General features: G+C 62.8%; 19 protein-coding genes. 6 read left to right on the forward strand and 13 right to left on the reverse strand.

Going from position 1 to position 23,904, the window contains the following annotated elements:
* The first annotated feature begins 61 nt into the window (after positions 1–61).
* Entirely contained in the window at positions 62–1,303 is a 1,242-nt protein-coding gene (locus HX869_RS20515) for an MFS transporter (RefSeq protein WP_063026986.1), read from the forward strand.
* Here the strand turns inward: HX869_RS20515 and HX869_RS20520 are convergent.
* The 4 genes from HX869_RS20520 to HX869_RS20535 all read right to left on the reverse strand — a co-directional run bounded on the left by HX869_RS20520 (position 1,300) and on the right by HX869_RS20535 (position 5,549).
* Positions 1,300–3,483 (reverse strand): xanthine dehydrogenase family protein molybdopterin-binding subunit, encoded by a 2,184-nt coding sequence (locus tag HX869_RS20520; protein WP_008436635.1) that lies wholly within the window; start codon positions 3,481–3,483, stop codon positions 1,300–1,302. The genes HX869_RS20515 and HX869_RS20520 overlap by 4 nt on opposite strands.
* Positions 3,480–4,469, reverse strand: coding sequence for a xanthine dehydrogenase family protein subunit M (locus tag HX869_RS20525; RefSeq protein WP_177045455.1), 990 nt, complete (start codon positions 4,467–4,469; stop codon positions 3,480–3,482). The genes HX869_RS20520 and HX869_RS20525 overlap by 4 nt, the downstream gene beginning before the upstream one ends.
* Positions 4,466–4,990, reverse strand: coding sequence for a (2Fe-2S)-binding protein (locus tag HX869_RS20530; RefSeq protein ID WP_256344191.1), 525 nt, complete (start codon positions 4,988–4,990; stop codon positions 4,466–4,468). Before HX869_RS20530 ends, HX869_RS20525 begins: the two co-directional genes overlap by 4 nt.
* A gap of 106 nt (positions 4,991–5,096) precedes the next feature.
* Positions 5,097–5,549 (reverse strand): DUF4879 domain-containing protein, encoded by a 453-nt coding sequence (locus tag HX869_RS20535; RefSeq protein WP_177020966.1) that lies wholly within the window; start codon positions 5,547–5,549, stop codon positions 5,097–5,099.
* Positions 5,550–5,749: 200 nt separating this feature from the next.
* Between HX869_RS20535 and HX869_RS20540 the strand changes: the two genes are divergently transcribed.
* Together HX869_RS20540 and trmA are read left to right on the forward strand one after the other, a co-directional pair.
* Entirely contained in the window at positions 5,750–7,045 is a 1,296-nt protein-coding gene (locus HX869_RS20540; RefSeq protein ID WP_003215557.1) for an NCS2 family permease, read from the forward strand.
* A complete protein-coding gene (gene trmA, locus HX869_RS20545) occupies positions 7,042–8,121 on the forward strand; it encodes a tRNA (uridine(54)-C5)-methyltransferase TrmA (RefSeq protein WP_178903576.1) in 1,080 nt (359 codons plus the stop codon). Before HX869_RS20540 ends, trmA begins: the two co-directional genes overlap by 4 nt.
* A 163-nt stretch (positions 8,122–8,284) precedes the next feature.
* Here the strand turns inward: trmA and HX869_RS20550 are convergent, their stop codons facing one another.
* The 7 genes from HX869_RS20550 to HX869_RS20580 all read right to left on the reverse strand — a co-directional run bounded on the left by HX869_RS20550 (position 8,285) and on the right by HX869_RS20580 (position 18,045).
* Positions 8,285–9,613: a TolC family outer membrane protein gene (locus HX869_RS20550; RefSeq protein ID WP_178903577.1), complete on the reverse strand. Its 1,329-nt coding sequence runs from the start codon at positions 9,611–9,613 to the stop codon at positions 8,285–8,287.
* Complete coding sequence (locus HX869_RS20555) at positions 9,610–10,941, reverse strand: HlyD family type I secretion periplasmic adaptor subunit (protein WP_003215553.1); 1,332 nt, start codon at positions 10,939–10,941, stop codon at positions 9,610–9,612. Before HX869_RS20555 ends, HX869_RS20550 begins: the two co-directional genes overlap by 4 nt.
* Positions 10,938–12,680 (reverse strand): type I secretion system permease/ATPase, encoded by a 1,743-nt coding sequence (locus HX869_RS20560; RefSeq protein ID WP_178903578.1) that lies wholly within the window; start codon positions 12,678–12,680, stop codon positions 10,938–10,940. The genes HX869_RS20555 and HX869_RS20560 overlap by 4 nt, the downstream gene beginning before the upstream one ends.
* Positions 12,681–12,856: 176 nt before the next feature.
* Positions 12,857–13,477, reverse strand: a complete 621-nt coding sequence (locus HX869_RS20565; protein WP_003215551.1) for a heme acquisition protein HasA — start codon at positions 13,475–13,477, stop codon at positions 12,857–12,859.
* A gap of 108 nt (positions 13,478–13,585) precedes the next feature.
* A complete protein-coding gene (locus HX869_RS20570) occupies positions 13,586–16,336 on the reverse strand; it encodes a TonB-dependent receptor (protein WP_003215548.1) in 2,751 nt (916 codons plus the stop codon).
* A 134-nt stretch (positions 16,337–16,470) separates the two neighbouring features.
* A complete protein-coding gene (locus HX869_RS20575; protein ID WP_178903579.1) occupies positions 16,471–17,460 on the reverse strand; it encodes a FecR family protein in 990 nt (329 codons plus the stop codon).
* A 63-nt stretch (positions 17,461–17,523) separates the two neighbouring features.
* Positions 17,524–18,045, reverse strand: coding sequence for an RNA polymerase sigma factor (locus HX869_RS20580; protein ID WP_003215543.1), 522 nt, complete (start codon positions 18,043–18,045; stop codon positions 17,524–17,526).
* A gap of 205 nt (positions 18,046–18,250) precedes the next feature.
* Here HX869_RS20580 and aroQ point away from each other — a divergent pair, with 205 nt between their 5' ends.
* Together aroQ and HX869_RS20590 are read left to right on the forward strand one after the other, a co-directional pair.
* Positions 18,251–18,691 (forward strand): type II 3-dehydroquinate dehydratase, encoded by a 441-nt coding sequence (aroQ, locus tag HX869_RS20585; RefSeq protein ID WP_087693554.1) that lies wholly within the window; start codon positions 18,251–18,253, stop codon positions 18,689–18,691.
* Positions 18,688–19,554, forward strand: coding sequence for a shikimate dehydrogenase (locus tag HX869_RS20590; protein ID WP_173883065.1), 867 nt, complete (start codon positions 18,688–18,690; stop codon positions 19,552–19,554). Before aroQ ends, HX869_RS20590 begins: the two co-directional genes overlap by 4 nt.
* Positions 19,555–19,676: 122 nt before the next feature.
* Here the strand turns inward: HX869_RS20590 and HX869_RS20595 are convergent, their stop codons facing one another.
* Positions 19,677–20,342, reverse strand: a complete 666-nt coding sequence (locus tag HX869_RS20595; RefSeq protein WP_003215538.1) for a TetR/AcrR family transcriptional regulator — start codon at positions 20,340–20,342, stop codon at positions 19,677–19,679.
* A gap of 71 nt (positions 20,343–20,413) precedes the next feature.
* A complete protein-coding gene (quiC, locus tag HX869_RS20600) occupies positions 20,414–22,312 on the reverse strand; it encodes a 3-dehydroshikimate dehydratase QuiC (RefSeq protein WP_178903580.1) in 1,899 nt (632 codons plus the stop codon).
* A 254-nt stretch (positions 22,313–22,566) separates the two neighbouring features.
* Here quiC and HX869_RS20605 point away from each other — a divergent pair, with 254 nt between their 5' ends.
* A complete protein-coding gene (locus tag HX869_RS20605) occupies positions 22,567–23,901 on the forward strand; it encodes an MFS transporter (RefSeq protein ID WP_003215533.1) in 1,335 nt (444 codons plus the stop codon).
* Positions 23,902–23,904: the final 3 nt, after the last annotated feature.

Below are 23,904 nucleotides of genomic sequence, written 5' to 3' on the forward strand. Positions count from 1 at the left end.
CAACTATTGGTTACAAGTTGGTGATAACCTCACCGTTCCCCCACCCAGACCCGTCTCCCCGATGCCCAGTGAACCCGCGCTGCTGTTACGTCACCACCGCCCTTTCATCGCGTTCTGGCTGGCGCGGATCTTCACCGCCAGCGGTTTCCAGATGCTCACCGTGGCCATCGGCTGGAACCTCTACCAACTGACCGGCAACGTGCTGGACCTGGGTTTGGTCGGCCTGGTGGAGTTCGTACCGCGGGTGCTGTTCATGCTGCACACCGGCCATGTGGCCGACCGCTATGAACGGCGCAAGGTCGCAGCCATCTGCCAGACCGTTCAAGCGTTGATCGCGCTATCCCTGGCAATCGGCGGGCTGACCGGCAATGTCACCCGCGAGATGATTTTTATCCTGGCATTCCTGCTGGGCGCAGCCCGCTCGTTTGAAATGCCCACCACCCAGGCCCTGCTGCCGAGCATCGTGCCCACGGCACTGTTCCCCCGCGCGGTGGCGTCGTCGCAGTCGGCGCAGCAACTGGCCACCATCGTGGCGCCGGCGCTGGGCGGTCTGCTGTACGCCTTTGGCAGTGTCTGGGTCTACGGCCCCACGGTGGTGCTGTACCTGATCGCCTGCGTGCTGACCCTCAACCTGCCCGCGCGCCAGACGCCGCTGAACAAGGCCAAGGCGACCATGGATTCGTTGCTGGCCGGGATTCGTTTTATCCGCAGTCGGCCGGACATCCTCGGCGCGATTTCCCTGGACCTGTTCGCCGTATTGCTGGGCGGCGCCACGGCCTTGCTGCCGGTGTTCGCCAAGGACATTTTGCTGACCGGGCCGTGGGGCCTTGGGCTGCTGCGCTCGGCGCCAGCGGTCGGGGCGTTGTTGATGTCGTTGTGGCTGGCGCGGTTTGCCGTCGACCGGCATGTGGGGCGGATCATGTTTACGGCAGTCGGGGTGTTTGGCGTAGCCACCATCGCGTTCGGCCTGTCGACCTCGTTCTGGTTCTCCCTGGCGGTGCTGGTGGTATTGGGCGCAGCGGACATGATCAGCATGGTGATCCGCGCCTCGTTCGTGCAACTGGAAACCCCGGACGAAATGCGCGGCCGGGTAAGCGCGGTCAACGGGCTGTTTATCGGCGCGTCGAATCAGTTGGGCGAGTTCGAGTCCGGGATCACCGCCCACTGGTTCGGCACCGTGCCCGCCGTGGTCATGGGCGGCATCGGCACGCTGGTGGTGACCGGGGTCTGGATCAAACTGTTCCCGACCCTGGCCAACCGCGACCGCATGCATGTGCCGGTGGAAGAGCCCGCCAAGGTTTAGAAGACCTTGTCGAGGGTGACGGGAAAGTCCCGCACCCGCTTGCCGGTGGCGTGATACACCGCGTTGGCCACCGCCGCCGCCACCCCGACTATCCCGATCTCGCCGACGCCCTTGGACCCAAGGGCGTTGACGATCTCGTCGTGTTCTTCGACAAACAGCACATCAATCTCGCCGATATCCGCGTTTACCGGAATGTGGTATTCGGCCAGGCTGTGGTTCATGGAGCGACCCAATGCGTGATCGACCTGGGTCTCCTCATGCAACGCCATGCCGATGCCCCAGACCACACCGCCGAGAATCTGGCTACGGGCCATCTTCGGATTGACCACCCGCCCGGCCGCAATCGCACTGACCACCCGGCTGACCTTGATGGTGCCCAGGTCCTCATCCACCCGCACTTCGACAAACACCGCTGAATGCGTGGCAGAGGCATAGCCTTCGCGCTGTTTGCCCGGCTCGCAATCCACCTGCACTTCCAGCGCCTGCTCGCCGCTGTCTTGCACCAATTGCGCCAGGGAGATGCGCTGGTCACCGGCGTGCATCTGGCCATTCTCAAACCGCGCCGACTCAGCGTCTTTGAACGCCGGGTACGTCTTGCGTGCAATGTCCAACAGCTTGGCGTTCAACGCTTCACAGGCCTGTTGCACCGCACTGCCCACCGACGACACGGTAAACGAGCCGCCCTGCAATGGCGCTGTCGGCAGCGATGAATCCCCCAGCAGGAACGTCACATCGCCTACCGGCACGCCGCTGGCCTGGGCGGCGATCTGCGCCATGACCGTGTAGGTGCCGGTGCCGATATCGGTGGTGGCGCTGCTGACCGTGAGCTTGCCCAGATGGTCGATCCGCGCCTTGGCGCTGGCTTTCATTTGCAGGGCCTCCCACACCCCGCCGGCCATGCCCCAACCGATCAGTTGGCGACCATCGCGCATGCTTCGCGGCTCCGGGTTGCGCTGGCTCCAGCCAAAACGCTCGGCACCTTCGCTGTAGCATTCGCGCAACGCTTTGCTGGACCAGGGCTTGTCTTCGTTCTGATTGCGCTCGGCATAGTTGATCAGCCGCAATTGCACCGGGTCGATGCCCAGGGCGCAGGCCAGTTCATCCATCGCGCATTCCAGGCCGATCACCCCCAGCGCTGCGCCGGGAGCGCGCATGTCCAGCGGTGTGAACACGTCCAGCGGCACCAGCTTGTAGGTCAGCAGCACGTTATCGCAGTGATAGAGCATGCCGCTCCATTCCACCACGTGTTCGCTGAAGTCCTCGAAGCGCGAGGTCTGGCCGATGGCGGTGTGGCCCAGGGCAAGCAAGCGGCCATTGGCGGCAGCACCCAGTTGCAGGCGCTGCAAGGTGCGCGGGCGATAACCGAAGGTGAACATCTGCTGGCGCGTGAGGGTGACGCGCACCGAACGCTTCAGGGCCAGCGATGCCATCACTGCCAGCGGCAACTGGTACTGCGGGCGCAGACCTGAACCAAAGGCGCCGCCGACGAACGCGGCGAAGATCCGCACCTGGCTTTTATCCAGGCCGAAGACTTTCTGCACATAGGCCTGGCAGTTCTGCGGCCCCTGGGTCTTGTCGTGGATATGCAGGGTGCCGTCCGGCTGATACAGCACGGTACTGGCGTGGGGTTCCATGGGGTTATGGTGTTCGATGGGCGTGCTGTAGTGCAGATCCAGGCTCGTGGCGGCGCCGGTCCATTCGGCCTGGAAGTTGCCGCGCGGCTTGGGCGGTGTTTGCGGCGACGGGTGCGCCTGCTCCTGCAAGGCCAGCAGATCGGTCTCGGCAGGCTCGGCGGCGTATTCGATCTGCACCAGGGAACCGGCGTGGCGCGCCAGCTCCAGGTTGTCGGCAATCACCAATGCCAACGGCTGGCCGCTGTAGAGCACGCGGTCGTTGTACAGCGGGCGAAACGGCGAGCCGTCGGCAGCATCGGCATCGGCGTAGCTGTCGTCGTAGCTGGCCAGTTTCGGGCGGTTGAGGTGATCAAGCACCATCACCACACCGGGCAGCGCCAGGGCTTGGGACGCATCAATGCGGATGACCCGGCCCTTGGCGATGTTGCTCGACACCACGCTGCCGTGCAGCAAGCCATCCTCGGGAAACTCACCGGCATAGCGCGCTTGCCCGGTGACCTTGAGCAGACCGTCGACCCGGTCCAACGGTTTGCCGATTGCGCTCATGACGTGGCTCCTGCAACAGCGGCATCGCTCAGGGCGCGAATGATCGCGCGGCGTGCCAGTTTGATCTTGAAGCCGTTGTGCTCCAGCGGCTCGGCGTCCAGGAGCAGGGTTTCGGCGGCAGTGCTGAAAGTTTCGCGGCTGACGGACTGGCCGATCAGCGCGGCTTCCACCGCGCGATCACGCCATGGCTTGTGGGCGACGCCGCCCAGGGCCAGGCGGGCGTCGACGATCACATCGCCATCCAGCTCCAGCGCCGCCGCGACGGATACCAGGGCGAAGGCGTAGGAAGCCCGGTCACGGATTTTCAGATAGTGACTGTGGGCAGCCAGGTGGTCGGCAGGCAACTCGATGGCGGTGATCAGTTCGTCGTCGGCCAACTGGTTATCCCGCTGGGGCGCATCGCCCGGCAGCCGGTGAAAGTCGGCGAACTCGATGACCCGCGCACCACCCCGGCCCTGCACATGCACCCGCGCATCCAGGGCGGCCAGGGCCACGCACATGTCCGAAGGATGGGTGGCGACGCACTGGTCGCTGGCGCCGAGGATCGCGTGGATGCGGTTCAAACCGACCCGCGCCGGGCAGCCACTGCCGGGCTCGCGTTTATTGCAGGGCACGGCGGCGTCATAGAAGTAGTAGCAACGGGTGCGTTGCAGCAGGTTGCCGCCGGTACTGGCCATATTGCGCAATTGCGGCGAGGCGCCGGCGAGGATGGCCTGGGACAGCAGCGGGTACCGTTCCTCGATCAGCGGGTGCCAGGCCAGGTCGGCGTTGCTCACCAGGGCACCGATCATCAAGCCGCCCCCGGGAGTTTCTTCCACGTCGCGAAGTGGCAGCCCGGTGATATCAATCAGGTGCTCCGGGCGGCTGATGTTCTCTTTCATCAGGTCCAGCAGGTTGGTGCCACCGGCGATAAACCGCGACGCCGGGCTGACCAGGTGCACCGCCTCCTGCACGTCGGCCGGCTTGCTGTAATGGAAGGGATTCATTGCTCACCTCCCTGCACGCGGCACGCCGGCAAGGCTTCTTCGATGGCATCGCGGATGTTGTTGTAGGCGCCGCAGCGGCACAGGTTGCCGCTCATCAGTTCCTGGATCTGCGCGGTGTCGTGGGCACGGCCTTCACGGGCCAGGCCCACCGCCGAGCAGATTTGCCCCGGCGTGCAGTAGCCACACTGGAAGGCATCGTGCTTGATAAAGGCCTGTTGCATCGGGTGCAGGTCTTCGCCCGAGGCCAGGCCTTCGATGGTGGTCAACTCGGCACCGTCACACATCACCGCCAGGGTCAGGCAGGCGTTCACCCGCTTACCGTTGAGCAACACGGTGCAGGCGCCGCACTGGCCGTGGTCGCAGCCCTTCTTGGTGCCCGTCAGGTCCAGTTGCTCGCGCAGCAGGTCCAGCAGGGTGGTCCAGGGCAATACATCCAGTTGGATGGGGTCCCGATTGAGGGTCAGGCGTATCGGATGACTGACGAACGGCTTGGCCGCCGCGCCATTGGGAGTTGCGCTCATAAACACCTCACGGATTGGTGTGCAATCGCGGCGTTCAGAAAAGTCGCCGTCTTAGCGGTCCGACTTCCGGAGTTTATGAGCGTTCAAGGCAATTGATGGGTGGCGATCAGCGAATGCCGAGGGTGGTGACCAACTGGTTGCGCGGTGGGTTGATCGAGGTGTTGCTGTACTGGAACGTGCCGCCGGCTTCGACATTATCCAGCTGGAACGTATAGATGTAGCCCATCAACGTTCCCGCGCCGCTGCATGGCTGGCTGATGGAACCCACCTGGCAGACGGCGGTGGTGCTGATACGGGGCACCGACGCGCCGTCGAAAAATGCCTGTGGGCTGTTGCCCAGGCCGACTTCCATCACGTACACCAGTGTCTGCCCGCGGTGCGTGCACATCTGGGTGCTGTCGGCCCGCTCGGGAATGGTTTCAGTGCACTTGGCCGACTGAACCTTGAATACCCGCACCTCGCTCAACGCCGGTGCAGGCGCGCCCCACGCCGGTGCCGCACCGAGCCACAGGCCGATGCAACCGAACAGAGCTAGACTCCAGGCGCTGGCTTTTTTCATGCTGTCGATGACCCTGTAATAAACGTCGGCGCAGTATGCCTCAAGGCCATGATCAAGCCTATGCGCCACTGGCCCTCGGCTGCTGGTATGATGCGCCGCTTTTTCCGATCCTCTCTGGAACCACAGGCGCTTGGCGCAGTTTGTGCTTTGACTTAGAGGTCAACAAATAACGACGCAAAATAGCGTCACAGGGAGCAGGCATGCTGGAAAAGCTGTTTCAACTCAAGGCACACAACACGAATGTGCGCACCGAGATTCTCGCGGGCGTCACCACCTTCCTGGCCATGGCCTACATCCTGTTCGTCAACCCGAGCATCCTCGGCGAGACCGGCATGGACAAGGGCGCGGTCTTTGTTGCGACCTGCCTGGCGGCGGCCATCGGTTCCACCGTGATGGGCCTGATCGCCAACTACCCGATTGCCCTGGCACCGGGCATGGGCCTCAACGCATTCTTCACCTACACCGTGGTCCTGCACATGGGCCACACCTGGCAAGTGGCGCTGGGTGCGGTGTTCATCTCGGCAGTGCTGTTCTTCCTGCTGTCGATCTTCCGCATCCGTGAATGGATCATCAACAGCATCCCGCTGCCCCTGCGCTCGGCGATTGCGGCGGGTATCGGCCTGTTCCTGGCGCTGATCGCCCTGCACAACGCCGGCATCGTGGTCAGCAACCCGGCCACCATGGTGGGCCTGGGCGACCTGAAACAACCCGCGCCGATCCTCGCCACCCTCGGCTTCGCGCTGATCGTTGCGCTGGAAGCCCTGAAAGTGCGCGGCGCGGTATTGATCGGCATCCTGGTGGTGACCATCGCCTCCATCGTGCTGGGCTTCACCCCGTTCGGCGGCGTGATGTCGATGCCACCTTCGCTGGCCCCGACCTTCCTGCAACTGGACATCAAAGGCGCCCTGGACATCGGCCTGGTGAGCGTGATTTTCGCGTTCCTGTTCGTCGACCTGTTCGACAACTCCGGCACCCTGATCGGCGTCGCCAAGCGCGCGGGTCTCATGGGCAAGGACGGCCACATGCCGAAAATGGGCCGTGCGCTGATCGCTGACAGTACGGCGGCCATGGCCGGCTCGCTGCTGGGCACCTCGACCACCACCAGCTACATCGAATCGGCGGCGGGCGTGAGCGCCGGTGGCCGTACCGGTTTGACCGCCGTCGTGGTCGCGATCCTGTTCCTGCTGGCGCTGTTCTTTTCGCCACTGGCGGCCAGCGTCCCGGCCTTCGCCACCGCACCGGCGCTGCTGTTCGTCGCCGTACTGATGACCTCGGGCCTGGCCGAAATCGACTGGGACGACATCACCGTCGCCGCACCGGTGGTGATCACCGCCCTGGCGATGCCATTCACTTATTCCATCGCCAACGGCATTGCCTTCGGTTTCATCGCCTGGACCGCCATCAAGCTGCTTTCGGGCCGCTACCGTGAGCTGAACCCGGCGCTGGTGATCCTGTCGATTCTGTTTGTGATCAAGCTGGGCTGGTTCAACGCATGACTTTTGACGCCGCAAGCTACACCGTTCAACTGGAAGAAAAGGTCACGCGCCTGCGTGACCTGCTGGCGCCGTTCGACGCGCCAGAGCCTCAGGTTTTCGACTCGCCGTTGCAGAACTTCCGCCTGCGGGCGGAGTTCCGCCTGTGGCGCGAAGAGGGTCAGCGCCACTACGCAATGTTCTCCCAGGAGGACAAGCGCACACCGATCCTCATTGAAGAGTTTCCGATTGCCAGCCTGCGCATCAACCAGTTGATGCCGCAACTCAAGGCCGCCTGGCAAGCCAGCGCCGCCCTGAGCCACAAGCTGTTCCAGGTGGAGTTCCTCACCACTCTGGCCGGCGACGCGATGATTACCCTGTGCTATCACCGCCCGCTGGATGAGCATTGGCATACGGCGGCGAACACGCTGGCGGCGGACCTGAACGTCAGCATCATCGGCCGCTCCAAGGGCAAGCGCGATGTGATCGGCCGCGATTACGTGGTCGAGAAACTCGACGTCGGCGGTCGCACCTTCAGCTATCGCCAGCCTGAAGGCGCGTTCACCCAGCCCAACGGCACGGTGAACCAGAAGATGCTCAACTGGGCGTACGAAGCGCTCGGCGACCGCAGTGACGATTTGCTGGAGCTGTATTGCGGCAACGGCAACTTCACCCTGCCCCTGGCCACTCGCGTGCGCAAAGTGCTGGCCACCGAGATCAGCAAGACTTCGGTGAACGCGGCGCTGAGCAACCTCGATGAAAACGCGGTGGATAACGTCACCCTGGTGCGTTTGTCTGCCGAAGAGCTGACCGAGGCCTTGAATGAAGTGCGGCCGTTCCGTCGCCTGCACGGCATCGACCTCAAGAGCTACGAGTTTGGCAGCGTGTTCGTCGACCCGCCGCGTGCCGGCATGGACCCGGACACCTGCGAGCTGACCCGGCGCTTCGAGAACATCCTGTACATCTCCTGCAACCCGGAGACGTTGGCGGCGAACATTGCGCAACTGCATGACACGCACCGGATTACCCAGTGCGCGATGTTTGACCAGTTCCCGTGGACGCACCACATGGAATCGGGTGTGTTGCTGACCCGGCGTTAAATCCCCAGCACTGCAAAGATCAAAATGTGGGAGCCGTCGAGCTTTAGCGAGGCCGCGATGGCGGTGGGTCAGACAGAAAAATGTCATCAGTCCCGCCGCCATCGCAGCCTCGCCAAGGCTCGACAGCTCCCACAGTGGATCGGTGTGTTAGCCGATATAGCCATCATGCCGATGGCTGGAAATATCCCGCCAACGCCCGCAGATCCTGCTCGTTCAGCAACCCTGCAAAATACTTCAGTTGTATCCGCGCCAGCAGATACGCATGCCGCGCATCCGCCAGGTCACGGCGGGCCGTGAACAGTTGCTGCTCGGCATCCAGCACATCGAGGTTGACGCGCTCGCCACCGGTCACGCTTTTCTTCGTCGCCGTCACCAGGGCGGTGGCCGAGCTGACCGCCATTTCATACGCCCGCACTTTGGCCGCGCCGCTGGTGTTGAGGTTGAATTGCTTGCGCAGTTCGATCAGCGTCCTGGCGGTCTGCGCGTCCAGTTCATATTGGGCCTGGGACAGTTGATTGGCGGCCTGACGGGTTGACGCCGACACCGAGCCACCGGCGAACAGCGGCAGGCTGACCTGGATGCCGACGCTGTTGGTGTCGTACTTCTGGTTGTAGCTGCTTTCCGAATCCGAGCTGGTCTGGCGGCTGCTCGCATACAGGCTGACCTTGGGCATGTGCCCGGCGCGCTTGCGCTCCACTTCGTATTCGGCGACGTCCAGCGCGTGGTGCTGGGATTTGAGCTCCGGGTTGTTGGCCATCGCTATTTCCCGCCAGGTCTCGAAACGGTTGGGCTCCAGCGGCGGGATCTCGAACTGGCGAGTCAGCGGCGCCAACTCGTCTATCTGCAACGGCTGGCCCACAATCGATTCCAGCTCGCGCAAGGCTGCGTCCTGGGTGTCCAGGGATTCGATCTCTTCGGCCTGGGCCAGGCTCAGGCGTGCCTGGGTTTCCAGCACATCGGTGCGGGTGCCCTCGCCGCCCTTGAGCAGCCGTTCATTGAGTTGCAGGCGCTCGGCATACGCGCGTTTCTGGGCGCGGCTCAGCTCGATCCGCTCCTGGGCCAGCAACGCCTGGCTGTAGGCGCTCAACACCCGCACGGCCAGTTCCTGGCTCTTGCTGCGAAAGCGTTCATCGGCAAACAGCGCCTGCGCTGCACCCTGGCGATAGCGCGCATAGGCTTCGTAATCGAGCAGCGGTTGTTGCAGGGTCAGGGTCGAGGCATAGCTGCGGTAATCGCGGTCGCTGGTGACGTTGCCCACCGCCGTCGACTGGGTGACTTCGGACTCATTGCGCGAGTTGCTGTAGCTCCAGGACAGGTTCGGCAACAGCCCGGCGCGGCCGATGATGCGGTTTTCCTCGCCGGCCTCGCGCTCCTGGATTGCCGCCTGAAACGTCGGGTCGTTGCGCAGGGCCAAGTCATAGGCGTCGAGCAATCCCAGCGCCTGAACCGATCCACTGCAGGCACAACACAGACCGAATAACAGCGCCTTCATTCTTCCACCAACGCCATGTGAGTCCGATCCAGCAAGGGTTTGAACAGGTAGTTGAGCATCGAGCGCTCACCGGTTTTGACGAACGCTTCCACCGGCATGCCCGGGCGAATCTGCAAGCCGTCGAGCTGGCGCATGCCAGCTGCACTGACCTGGGCGCGCAAGGTGTAATACGGCTCATCGGTGCGCTCGTCGACCTGGCGGTCGGCCGACACCAGCGTCACTTCACCGGCAATGCGTGGGGTGGTGCTCTGGTTGAACGCCGAGAACAGCAACTCCACCGGCAAGCCCGGGTGCACCTTGTCGACCATCTGCACCGGCACCCGCGCTTCCACCAGCAGTGGTTCGCCCTGGGGCACGATGTCCATCAGCGCCTGGCCGGGCTTGATCACGCCGCCTTCGGTATAAACCTCCAGCCCCACCACCACGCCAGCCGCCGGCGCGCGCACCAGGCTGTTGGCCAGTTCGAATTCGGCCGAGGCCAACCGGTTGCGCAAGTCGTCGCTGCGGGTGCGGGTTTCGGCCAGTTGGCCGCGCAGGTCTTTCTGGAAGTCTTCGCCGAGCTGGCGGATGCGCAGGCGCAGTTCAAGGACTTGCCGTTGCAACTGGCCGATGCGGCCGAAATCCTCGGCAATCGCACCGTCGAGCTGGGCATACAGCCGTTCATTTTCCAGCAGCCGATTGCGCGGAATGTAGCCGTCCCGCGCCAGCTCGCGCAGGCCTTGCAGTTGTTCATTCATCGCGGTGCGTTGCAGCACTTTGCTGGCCTGGGATTCCCGGGTGCCGCGCAATTGTGCCTCGGCCCCGGCGATGGTTTCCCGCAGGCCTTGCTGCTCCGTGGCCAGGGCCTGGGCGCGACTGCTGAACAGTTGCCGTTGCAGGCTCAAGGTGGCGGCGGCCTCAGGCTCGTTCAGCAGTTCGGGACCGAAGACGATGGCCGACAAGCCTTCGCTCTCGGCACTCAAGCGCGCTTCGCTGGCCCGGGACGCAATGAACTGGCTGCGCAAAGACTGCATCTGCCCGCGCAACGGGGTTTCCTTCAGGCGGATCAATACCTGGCCGGCGCTCACCACCTCGCCATCGCGCACCTCGATCCGCTCGACGATCCCGCCCGCGGGGTGCTGCACCGTCTTGCGGTGCCCCGACACCATGACCTTGCCGGACACCGCCACGCCCTTGTCCAACGGTGCCAGCGCGGCCCAGCCCAGGAACCCGGCAAACCCGCCGAGCACCAGCAACCAGCCCAGGCGCGCGTATTTTTTATCGTCCAGCGCCAGCACGTTGTTCACCGGCGGCACGCTGTTGTCCGTCACAAGCACAGGTCGGCTCATGCTTTTTTTCCTTCACCGAGGCGGTAGCTCATGCTCATCGCCGACACCGGTTTGGGCGGCGCGGCCACCGGTTTCTGCGTGGCCTCCAACACCCGCGCCGTGGGCCCGAACGCCTGCAACTGGCCGTCCCGCAGAATCAGTAATTGGTCCGTCAACGCCAGCACAGGGGTCTTGTGGGTGATCAGCACCAGCGTGCGACGCTGCGCCTTGAGCAAGGTGATGGCATGGAGCAAGGCCTGCTCGCCGGCCTCATCGAGATTGGAATTGGGCTCATCCAGTACGATCAGCGCAGGCACGCCGTACAGCGCTCGCGCCAGCGCGACACGTTGCTTCTGCCCGCCGGACAACCCGGCACCGTCCTCCCCCAGTTGGGTGTCGTAGCCTTGGGGCAACTGCAGGATCAGTTGATGCACGCCGGCCATTTGCGCGGCAGCGAGCACCTTGTCCGAATCCACGGTGCCGAAACGCGCGATGTTGTCGGCAATGCTGCCGGCGAACAGCTGGATGTCCTGGGGCAGATACCCAATGTGCGGGCCGAGCTGCTGCTTGTCCCATTGCGCCAGGTCCGCGCCGTCGAGCCGCACCTTGCCGGCCAAGGGCGCCCAGGCCCCCACCAGCAACCGCGCCAGGGTCGACTTGCCGCAACCGGAAGGCCCGATCACGCCCAGCACGTCACCGGCAGGCAGGCTGAACCCGAGGTTGGCCAATGCAGGCCGACGACTGCCAGGCGCACACGCGCTTACCTGCTCGACGGTCAACTGGCCGCTGGGCGCCGGCAAGCTCATGCGCTCGGTGCGCGCCGGGTTGGCCGCCAGCATCAGGGTCAAACGGTCATAGGCCAGGCGCGCCGAACTCCACTGTTTCCACACGCCGATCAGTTGGTCGATAGGGCTCAGTACCCGCCCCATCAGGATCGAGCCGGCGATCATCATGCCCGGCGTAATCGCCCCCTGCACCGCCAGCAATGCACCCAGACCGAGGACCAATGACTGCAACGCCAGGCGTACGCCCTTGGACCAGGCACTGATGGCAGCGGTCTTTTCACTGGCCAGGTTCTGCGCCGCCAGAAACGCCTGGTGCTGGGCAAACCAGCGCGCACGCAGGGTTGCCAGCATGCCCATGGCTTCGATGGCTTCGGCATTGCGCAGGTTGGCCGTGGCCTGCTGGCTGGCGCTGATCGACAGCTGATTGGCCTGAGTCAACGGTGCCTGGCAGATGTGCTGGTTGGCCCACGCCAGCGCCATCAGCATCAGCGCACCGGCCAGCGCCAGGACGCCGAGCCAGGGGTGGAACAGGAAGATCACCAGCAAGTACACCGGAAACCACGGCGCATCAAAAAATGCGAACAGCGCCTGGCCGGTGGCGAACTGGCGCAAGGTCGTCAGGTCGCTCAACGCCTGCCCGGCCGCCTGGGTGCCGCCCTTGAGTTGCGCCTCGAACGCGGCGTCGTACACCCGCTGGTTCAGGCGCATGTCCATCTGTGTGCCAAGGCGGATCACCACCTGGCTGCGCACCCACTCCAGCGCGCCCATCAAGCCGAACAAGCCAAGGATCATCAGCGTCAGCATCAACAGGGTCATCGAGTTGCCGGAGGCCAGCACCCGGTCGTAGACCTGCAACATGTACAGCGCCGGGGCCAGCATCAACAGGTTGATCACTGCCGAAAACAGGCCAATGTTGAGGAAGCCACTTTTATAGGCCGTGAGAGCGGCCAGGGTTTCGTTGCCGGCATGGCGCATCGAGGGAGTCTCATGGGGGAAATCGGGAAGCGCCGCCCGCGTTTGACACGCCACGCGCCGCTGCGCAGAATTTGTCACCGCCGTCGCCCTGGCCTTCGAAACTCACGGCGACGACGGGGTTTACGCAGCGAATGGGAGAGCGATCTTCCATTCGCTTTTTTCATTGCGCAGCAACATCAGGCAGCGAGTGCCCAGTCCTGTGCAACGTCCTGCACGCCTACCAGGGCGACGTCGGTGGTGGTTGCCGTAGCGTGTGCTGCCAGGCCGGCCGAGATCTCGTCGAAGGTGTTGGCGGTGGACAGGCCGAAGTCGTCCAGCAGGTTGTTGAGCACGGTTTCCAGTGCCGAGGTGTTGCCTTGCATCAGGCTGTAGATCACGTTCTGAACGTCGTTGCCGACGCGGCCTGCACCTTGTGCCGCGCTCAAGTCAAGGCCGTTGAAAGCCACTTTGAACGCATCGAGGGTGAAGTCGCTGCCATTGCCGCCGCCCAGGCCGGTGCCCAGTTGAACGTTATCCAGGTTGCCCCACAGATAGTGGTTTTCGTTGTGGCTGGCTGGCAGCGCCGGGTTGAATACGTAGTGCAGGCCGTTGCTGGTGTTGCTGTCGGCAATGAACGCGTAGTCGGAATTGTTGGCGCCGTGGGTCGAATACTGGTCGCCGCTCAGGGAGCCGTTGCTGAAGCCGCCGGTGTTGCTGCTGCCGTGACCCGCAGTGTTGAACCCCAGTGCCCAGTCGGTCAGGTAGTCCGAGACGGAGTAAGCACCGAGCGCAGCTTCGTAACTAACAGAAATAGTCATCACTTAACCTCGTTATAAACAACACGATTGATCAGCACGCTCATACAGCGCACTTTTTGCCCACCCTTGGGCAAAACCGTTGGTTGATAAAGTGCCGTGGCACCTTGATCAGAACTTGTATTCGAGCATCCCGCTCAACGTTCGCCCGCGCGCCAGGCTCAGGTTATTGGCGTCCCCCATCGCAACGAAGTAGGCCTCATCGGTGGCGTTTTCCAGCGCCAGGGCGATGTTCAATTGGTCGGTCATCCAGTAGCTGGCGTACAGGTCATAGAGGGTGTACTGGGGCCATAGCGCCTGGTCGATGAAGTCATAACCTTGTGAGTCGAGGTTCTCGCCATTGCCTGAGCTGTAGCGCACGCGGACGCCCATATCGAGTCGCTTTTCCAGGAAGCGCGCGCCGAGGGTCAGCGAGCCGCGATCAGCCGGCATATAGGTGGCGTTGCCCATGATCCGGCCACAGCTTTCCTTGTTGTTGGCGACATCGTCGTCCAGCACCTCATACGTGGTCACCGGGCGCAGGCCGATCGTGCCGTTTGGCCGGGTGTAGCGTTCATAGCGTGTGGTGGACGGCCCGTTCTTCTTCGCCCCGCCCATGTAATAGTTCTTCGAGCAGAACTCATTACTGCCGATCATGTGGGTGTAACTAAGGTTGGCGTACGCCCGCCCCATGTCGTAGTTGAGCTGGTACTCCACCCCCCGAAAGCGCGTGGGGTTGGTGTTATTGACGTACGCCATCGTGCCGAGAAAACCGCCGACGGAGGTCTCCGGCAAACTGACGCTGTGATTGAGGAAAGAGAAGTTCTCGATCCGGGTATCGAAGTAAGCCACCTTCATGCCCAGGCGGTCGTCACCGAACAGCAGTCCCTCTTTGAATACGTTCACGCCCATTTCCCAGTCCCGCGACTCTTCGGGTTTCAGGAACGGGTTGGGAAACACCCGCTCTGATGAGCTGCCACCGTGAGGACGCCCGGTCATGAAGGTTTCCGTTACCGCCGGCGGGCGCCAGCCCTTGCCCCAGCGGGCGTAGAGTTGCATCCAGTCCAGCCCCGGCTTTATGCCGATACCGAACGTGGGAGAGAACTGGCCCTCTTCTCTATCAATGTCGAACACTTCCTCGACACGCTTGGCACCTACCGTGCTGCTGTAGAACCGATCGCGCCGGTAGAGCGTCATCCCGGTGACCCCTTCCAGCCGATAGCGGTCGTACCGCAAGCCCGCATCCAGCGTCAGCCAGTCGCCATATTCGTACTGCAGGTTGTTGAACAGGCTGGCGATGGTGCGTTTGCCACCGGGCGTCCCGCCTTCAACGTAAGGCAACAGGCCGGAAAGGTTGGTGGCCTCGACCTTGTTGGTACTGGGCTTGAACTTGTCTTGATACACCTCCACGCCGTAGTTCCAACTCACATGACCCAACGCATCGAAGTCGAACCGCGATGTGTTGTCGCCCTGTACACCCCAGGTATCGGTCTGAAAATGATCCGTGTAGCCCGCCACATAGTTGCCGGAGGTCAGCGACGCGGTGTTGGGCGCATTGTCCCGGTCCATCTGTGTGGTGACGTAGTAGACCTTGGCCTTGAAATCGATCAGCGGGTTATCCGGCGTGTAGCGATAATCCAGTCCGACGTTCCTGGCATTGAGGTTGTTCTTGCTGACGCGCTGGTAGTACACGCTCTGGTTATCCGGGGCGGTGTAGGCCCACGCGTCATTGCTGTCGCTGTCACTTTCCAGGTAGCTCAGTTGCACCCGTTGGTCATTGGGCAGGTTCAGGCCGAACTTGACGATTTGCGAGCGGGTCACGCTGCCGGTGTCACCGACCTCACTGTTCAGCCAATCGTCGAAGGCCGCAGGCTGGGAGTCACGAGCGCGCAAATGAGTGCCCAGTTTCTGGTCGTTGTGGGTACCGGCGCGGTAGTCGCCAAAATGCCGTTCGCTGTACCCCAGCAGCACGTCGCCGCGCTCGTCGCCAAAGGCAAACACACCGCTGCCGTTGAAATAGGTGCCGTTACCCAGTTCACCAATCCCGCTACCGGCACGCAGACGCCCGCCATAGTCCTTGCCATCGGCCAGGAACTCACTGGCCTCCAGGGTCTTGAAGGATGCAATCCCGCCCAACACGGCAGCACCGCCCTGCCCGGACTGGCTGCCCTTGTCGATTTCGATGCTGGAGATGAATTCCGGGTCGATCAACATCGTGCCGTTGCGCTGCTGGTGGCCGTTGACGTTGAAGTTCTGGCGCATGCCGTCGATGTTCATGTTGACCCGGCCGTAGTCCTGCACGCCGCGGATGTTCACCGACAGGCCCGGGTCACGCTGGTTGACGGCGGTGTACACGCCGGCGGTTTCTTCGAGCATGTCGGCGGCGTGGCGTGGTGGGCGTTTGTCGATCTGCTCGCGACTGATCACGGCCACCGAGCGCGGTGTGTCGTACACCCAGTCGCTTGGCTTGCCGTTGGTGTTGCCGGTGATGGTGGTGGTGCCCACGGTCAGCGCACCGTCATGGTCGGCGCCGACGCGAGTCAGCGTCACCTGCCGGTCCCCGGTAAAGCGGTATTCCACCGGTGCACTGCCCACCAATCGGCCGAGGCCTTCCTGGGCGCTGTAACGGCCCTTGAGCGCGGTGCTGGTGAGGCCTTGCAGGCGCGCGCTGTCGAACAACACTTGCAACCCGGCCTGGTCGGCGAACGTCAGTACGGCAAGGCCCAAGGGTTGCGCCGCAATATCAAACGTCAACGTGACAGGCTGTGATTCACCGACTGGCGCCTCGGCGGCCTGCACCTGGCAGGCGGAGGCTAACAGCCCCAGGTGGATGGCAAGGGCCAACCGGCTACCGGTGTTGCGCCCCTTGGTGATTGCAGACATCGACGTTATCCCTTCGCTGACCATTCTTGTTTATGCGAATACTTCTCACTTAACAGGACGTGTCAGGCGTCGGAACTCAGTAAGGTTTTTTTGAAAGTTTTTTCAAAGGGCGTAAACGGGGCCCGGCGACCCCATCAATAGATCAGGCTCAGCCCCGCCAGATCAAAGCGCTGCACCTGTAATTCTTCGGTCAGGGTGCCGAGGGCCGTGTCGAGCATATCGAGGCGGAACACGCCGCTGACTTCACGGGTGCCGAGGTCGGCATTGGTCAGCACCACCTTGCCCGGCCGGTAGCGGTTGAGCTGCTCGATGACCTTGGCCAGCGGCAAGCGGTCGAAGATCAGCACACCGCGACGCCAACTGGTGGCGCGCTCCAGGTCGAAGTCGTCGAGGGCGACCACGCCGTTCTCCGGGCTGTAGCGCGCAGCCTGGCCTTCCTTGAGCACCGTTGCTTTCTGCGGCAGCGCCTGCAGCGTGACGGCCACACTGTGCTGCAACACTCCGACCCAGGCCTGCCGGTCGTCCTCACGCTCGACCACAAACCGCGTGCCCAGGGCACGGGTTTGCCCGCTGGCGCTGTGCACCACGAACGGCCTTTTTTCCTCACCGGCCATGGGCGCCACATCAAAGATCGCCGAGCCTTTGATCAGGCTGATGCGCCGCTGCACACCGTCAAAATCCAGCTTGATCGCACTCGCAGAATCCAGTTGCACGCTGCTGCCGTCCGCCAGGTGCACGGTGCGCACTTCGCCTTTTTGGGTGAGGTAATCGGCCTGCATCTGCAGCAGCGCCTCAGGCCCGCGCACCCAGCCGACGCCCGCCACTACCAGCAACAGCGCAACACTCGCCGCCATGCGCCACGGCCTGCGCCGACGAGGGCCGCGCACCGGCGCAGCGGTAGCGGGCGGCCGCTGGCGATGCACCGTCTCATCGCGATGCACCTCGCCCAGCGCCGCCCACGTCTGCTCGGCAAAACGCAGCGCCGCTTCATGGCGGCTGTCTCTGGCGATCCATTGGCGCAGCTCGGCCTGCTCCTGATCGGTCAGGGCGCCGGCGTGCAGGCGCACCGCCCAATCGGCAGCCGCCTCGGTAATGCTGTGCTGTTGCGGACCCGGGCTATTCACGTGTGAATCTCGAATTTTTCGTTATATAACGCTGTGACGTCTGACCCCTGGTTTGTCGGTAATTCATTCGTCGGACGGCCCCGCCTCACCTTCCTGCAAACGCTGCATGACATACGCCAGCGCCTTGGCCAGGTGCTTTTGCACTGAGCTGTCGGAAATGCCCAGGTGGCGCGCGACCTGGGCATGGGTCATGCCCTCGATCCGGTTGAGACGGAAAATCTGCCGGGTACGCTCCGGCAATTCCGCCAGTGCCTGCTTCAATGCCTGCCGCTGTTGCTGCGCCATCGCCTGAGCCTCCAACCCGGCCATTTCATCTTCAATCTCGGCCAGCGCCTCATGGGGCACGGAGTCGGTCTTGCGCCGCGCCTCCTGGCGGATATGGTCGATCAGCAGATTGCCGGCCGTGCGATAGAGATAGCCCTGGGAGTTGTCGATGCGCTCGCCGGCCGGCTTTTGCGCCAGGCGCAGGAAACTCTCCTGCACCAGGTCTGCGGCCAACTGCGGGTCCCGTACCTTGCGTGCGAGATACCCGCGCAGAGTATCGGCGTGCTTGAGAAACAGGCCTTTGAGATCCACGTCCGACAAACCGACTCCCTGGAATGTTAAGGAAACAGGCGGGCATCTTAAGCGTTGTCGAGAATGATTTTCAATTGATATCAACTCTGATCCACACAACGGTGGTTTTCATTCTGCGTTCGGTAATCGAACGGTTCCCACCCACGCGATTGACCAAATTAACCATTCAGTACATTTTATCGACCTACATAAAAACAACAGTGGAGAACCCTCTATGCCGCCCATCGTGCTGGTGCTCAACGGCCCCAACCTCAACCTGCTCGGCACTCGCGAGCCCGCCACTTATGGCCATGAAACCCTGGCCGACCTTGCTGCCCTGTGTGGCCGCAGCGCCGAGCAACTGGGCCTGAAAGTCGAATTCCGCCAGACCAACCACGAAGGCGAATTGCTGGACTGGATCCACGGCGCCCGCGCCCGTTGCGCCGGCATCGTGATCAACCCGGCAGCCTGGACCCACACTTCGGTGGCGATCCGCGACGCGCTGGTGGCCAGTGAAGTACCGGTGATCGAAGTGCATTTGTCCAACGTGCATGCCCGGGAAGCGTTCCGTCATCACTCGTTCGTGTCGCCGATTGCCAAGGCGGTGCTGGCCGGGTTTGGCAGCCACGGTTATCACCTCGCCCTCGAACATTTCAGCAAGACCTTGAAGGGATGAGCGCGGTGTCCAAACGTCGAATTCTGGCCGGCCTGATAGGCGCCGGCATCCAGGCTTCCCGCACCCCGGCCCTGCATGAGCATGAAGGCGATGCCCAGGGCCTGCGTTACCTCTATCGCCTGATCGACCTCGACCGGCTACAGGTGGATACCCGCGCCCTGCCCGACCTGTTGATGGCGGCCGAACAGATGAACTTCACCGGCTTGAACATCACCTACCCGTGCAAGCAGGCGATCCTGCCGTTGCTGGATGACCTGTCACCCGAAGCACGGGGCATCGGCGCGGTGAACACCGTGGTGCTTTGCGACGGTAAACGCATCGGCCACAACACCGACTGCCTGGGCTTTGCCGAAGGCTTTCGCCGGGGCTTGAGTGATGTGGCTCGCAAGTTCGTGGTGCAGATGGGCGCGGGCGGCGCCGGGGCGGCAGTCGCCCATGCGCTGCTGGGTGAAGGCGTGGAACGCTTGAGTATTTTCGACATGGACGCCGAACGTGCCCGCAGCCTGGCGGACAACCTCAACCAGCATTTTGGTACCGGCCGGGCGCAGGCCGGCAATGACCTGGAAAGCGCCATGGCCGAGGCCGATGGCCTGGTGAATACCACGCCGATGGGCATGGCCAAGCTGCCGGGCATGCCCGTGCCGTTGGGCACCTTGCGCGCCGACTTGTGGGTAGCGGAGATCGTGTACTTCCCACTGGAAACCGAACTGCTGCGCAACGCCCGCGCCCTGGGTTGCCGCACCCTGGATGGCGGCAACATGGCGGTGTTTCAGGCGGTGAAGGCGTTTGAGTTGTTCACTGGCGAAGTGGCGGATGCAGAGCGCATGCTCGCGCACTTCCAGAGCATGACCACCCAACTGTAGAAACCGGATTAGAAATGTGGGAGCGGGCTTGCTCGCGAATGCGGTGGATCAGCCAAACATCCGGCGACTGACACTCCGCCTTCGCGAGCAAGCCCGCTCCCACATTTTGCTCGGTGTTGAACTCAAGCCTGCAGGTAGCGCAACACCGACTCGCAGATCATCGCCCGATGCCGCTGCTTGACCGCCTCATCCGACAACTCGATCTGAAAGATCTCGCTGAAGGTGTGGCGGTTCGACACCCGGTAGAAGCTGAACGAGTTGATCAGCAAGTGCACGTCCAGCGGCTCCAGCCCTTCCCGGAACAACCCCAACTCGGCGCCCCGGCGCAACGTGGTGCCAAGGGCTTCGAGGATGTTGCTGTTCATCGCCTTGATCGACGTCGACTGCTTTACATACTCGGCGTTGTGGATGTTCTCGATGCTCACGATGCGCACAAAATCCACGTTCTGATCGTGGTGATCAAAGGTGAATTCCACCAGCCGGCGGATCGCTTCCCGGGGCTCCAGGGCCGTCAGGTTCATCCGTGTCTCGGTGTTGCGAATGTCGCCGTAGAGTTTCTCCAGCACCTCGACGTAGAGCTGTTCCTTGCTGCCGAAGTAGTAATAGATCATGCGCTTGGAGGTCTGGATACGCTCCGCGATCGCGTCCACCCGGGCGCCGGAAAGGCCCTGGGTGACAAACTCGACGATGGCTTCCTGGAGAATGTTCTCGCGGGTCTTTTCCGGGTTGTTCTTGCGGCTCTTGCGCGGTGCGGTGGCCGCGGCGGGAAGCTCGGAGGTCAGGGTCATGGTGCGCTCACGGCCTTAGGTGCAGGCGCTGATTATGGGCCGCGCCGCACGCCGAAGGAAGCGCCGGCACCTTACAACCTGGCCTGGCGCACCGCACCGCTGCGGGACTTGGCCATGGCCGCCAGGCGCACCGCCACGTTGGCCGCACCGTAGCCGGCGTAACCGTTCTTGCGCTGGATGATCTCGAAGAAAAACCGGCCCTCGAACGGTTCGGTATAAACGTGAAACAGTTCACCGCCCTGGGCATCGCGGTCGTACAGCACGTTGTAATACGCGAGCTGGCTGAGGAACTCGTCGTCGAAATCAAACCGCGCCGCCAGGTCATCGTAGTAGTTCAGCGGGATATCCAGCAGCGGCACACCGGCGTCCTTGGCCCGGCTGACCTCGGCGAAAATGTCCGCGCAGTCGAAGGCAATGTGGTGCACGCCCGAGCCGCGATAGCTCGACAGCGCGTGGGAAATCGCGGTGTTGCGGTTCTCGGAAATATTCAGCGGCAGGCGAATCGAGCTGCAACGGCTGCGCAGTGCCCGGCTTTTCACCAGGCCATAGGGGTCCGGCAGCACCACTTCGTCGTCGGCTTCGAAATCCAGCAAGCTTTTGTAGAACAACACCCAACTGTCGAGGCTGTCGGCGGGCAAGGCCATGGCCATGTGGTCGATGCGCAGCAGGCCGCCGCTGGCGGCGTTCGCCGGTTGCAGGTTGAAGTCGGTGTCGTAGAGGCCGCCTTCGTGCTGGTCCACCAGGTAGATCAGGCTGCCATCCGGTGCGCGCACCGCTGCCAGCTCCAGCTCGTTGGGGCCGACCAGCCCACGATACGGCTGGCCCTTGTAGGCCACCGCCCGCTCCAGGGCCTTGGCGCTGTCCTTGACGCGGATCGCCGTGGCGCACAACGACGGGCCGTGGGCCTCGAAGAAGTTATGGGCGAAGGAATAGGGTTCGCAATTGAGGATCAGGTTGATATCGCCCTGGCGCAACAGGCTGACGCTCTTGGATCGATGCTGCCCGGCCTTGACGAAGCCCAGGCGCTCCAGCCATGAAGTGAGCTTGGCGCCGAGGTTTTCATCCACGGCAAATTCGAGGAATTCAATGCCGTCGTATTCGCTGGCGGCCGGGGTTTCAAACAGGATCTCGGGGACCTGCGTCGCTTCTTGCTCCAATCGCTGGCGGGTTTTCTCTTCGAGGTACAGCAGCGAGCGCAGGCCGTCGGCGGCATTCGCCCGGGTCGGTGCGGCGCGGAAGCCGTCGTTGAAGATTTCCAGGGACAACGGCCCGGTGTAGCCGCTCTTGATGATCGGGGCGAGAAAGCCCGCCAGGTCGAACTCGCCCTGGCCTGGGAAGCAGCGGAAATGCCGGCTCCATTCCAGTACATCCATCGCGAGGATCGGTGCATCGGCCATCTGTACAAAGAAAATCTTGTCGCCGGGAATTTCGGCAATCGCACTCGGGTCGCCCTTGAGAGACAGGGTGTGGAAGCTGTCGAGCAACACGCCCAGGCTCGGATGATCGATCTTGCGCACCAGGTTCCACACCTGCTGCCAGGTGTTGACGTGCCGGCCCCAGGCCAGCGCTTCATAGCCGATGCGCAAGCCCCGGCGGCCAGCGTGTTCGGCCAGCAGGCTCAGGTCCTCCAGCAGAATGCTTTCATCGCCCACGGAATCGGCTGACGCGTTACTGCACACCAACACCAGGTCGGTGCCCAGCTCCTGCATCAAGTCGAACTTGCGCTCGGCCCGCTCCAGGTTGCGTGTCAGGCGGTCGCGGCGGCAGCCCTCAAAGTCCCGGAACGGCTGGAACAAGGTGATGGCAATGCCGAGGTCGGCGCACATTTGCCTAACTTCACGCGGACTGCCGTCGTAATACAGCAGATCGTTTTCGAAGATTTCCACGCCATCAAACCCGGCAGCCGCGATGGCTTCGAGTTTTTCCGGCAAGGTTCCGCTCAAGGAAACGGTGGCGATGGAGCGTTGCATGGGGCGACTCCCGGCATTGAGGCATGTCTTGTTTACGGCAAATTATTGGCCGCCAGGTTCATCACAGCAATTGAAATGTACGAACCGGTTAGTTTTATGGGCGATTATCGAACAGAATGGCAATCGGCGAATTGACGATTTTTTAGCCGCTGCGCACCATCGACAGCACATTGAGCCCCGCTTCCATTGAGCGGCCTCGGTTAACCAAGACCCTGAACACACCATAAAAATTTCAAAAAAACGGGTACTTCCTCATGCCTTCGCAAAATCCCGCCGTGGCCGTGGGCCACAGCAATCCCCATAGCGGCATCGGTGACAAAATCCGTGGCGCCATGGCTGTCGGTAAAACCCGCTGGGGCATGCTGGCCCTGGTGTTTTTTGCCACCACCCTGAACTACATCGACCGCGCCGCCCTCGGCGTGATGCAACCGATCCTGGCCAAGGAAATGAGCTGGACGGCGATGGACTACGCCAACATCAACTTCTGGTTCCAGGTGGGTTACGCCATCGGCTTTGTGCTGCAAGGCCGGTTGATCGACCGGGTCGGCGTCAAGCGCGTGTTCTTCTGCGCGGTGTTGCTGTGGAGCCTGGCCACTGGCGCCCACGGCCTGGCCACCTCGGCGGTGGGCTTTATGGTCTGCCGGTTCATTCTCGGGCTGACCGAAGCCGCCAACTACCCGGCCTGCGTCAAGACCACCCGCCTGTGGTTCCCCGCTGGCGAGCGTGCCGTGGCCACCGGGATCTTCAACGCCGGCACCAACGTCGGCGCGATGATGACGCCGATGCTGCTGCCGCTGATCCTCCACGTGTGGGGTTGGCAGGCGGCGTTCCTGTGCATGTCGGCACTGGGCGGGATCTGGCTGGTGCTCTGGGGCTTGAAGTACTACAACCCGGAAGACCATCCAAGCGTGAAGCAATCGGAACTGGACTACGTGCAACAGGAAGTCGAACCGGAACAACCCCGCGTACCGTTCAGCCGGATCCTGCGGATGCGCGGCACCTGGGCCTTCGCCCTCGCTTACTCAATGACCGCGCCGGTGTTCTGGTTCTACCTGTACTGGCTGCCGCCGTTCCTGAATCAGCAATACAACCTGGGCATCAACGTGACCCAGATGGGCATCCCGCTGATCATCATTTACCTGACGGCGGACTTCGGCAGCATCGGCGGCGGGATCCTGTCTTCGTTCCTGATCGGACGCGGGATGAACCCGATCAAGGCGCGGCTGCTGTCGATGTTGCTGTTTGCCTGCTGCATCGTCGGAGTGATCATGGCCGCCGGCTCCAGCCACCTGTGGGTCGCGGTGTTTGCGATTTCCCTGGCCATCGGCGCGCACCAGGCCTGGACCGCCAACATCTGGAGCCTGGTGATGGACTACACGCCCAAGCACATGATGAGTACGGTGTTTGGTTTTGGCGGCATGTGCGCGGCCATCGGCGGGATGTTCATGACCCAGATCGTCGGCCATATCCTGACCGTGACCAACAACAACTACACCGTGCTGTTCACCCTGATTCCGGCGATGTACTTCATCGCGCTGATCTGGATGTACTTCATGGCGCCGCGCAAGATTCCGACCGTCGAGGTCTGAGTT

Origin of the sequence: Pseudomonas sp. P7779, from assembly GCF_013386315.1 — a bacterium.
Classification (GTDB): domain Bacteria; phylum Pseudomonadota; class Gammaproteobacteria; order Pseudomonadales; family Pseudomonadaceae; genus Aquipseudomonas.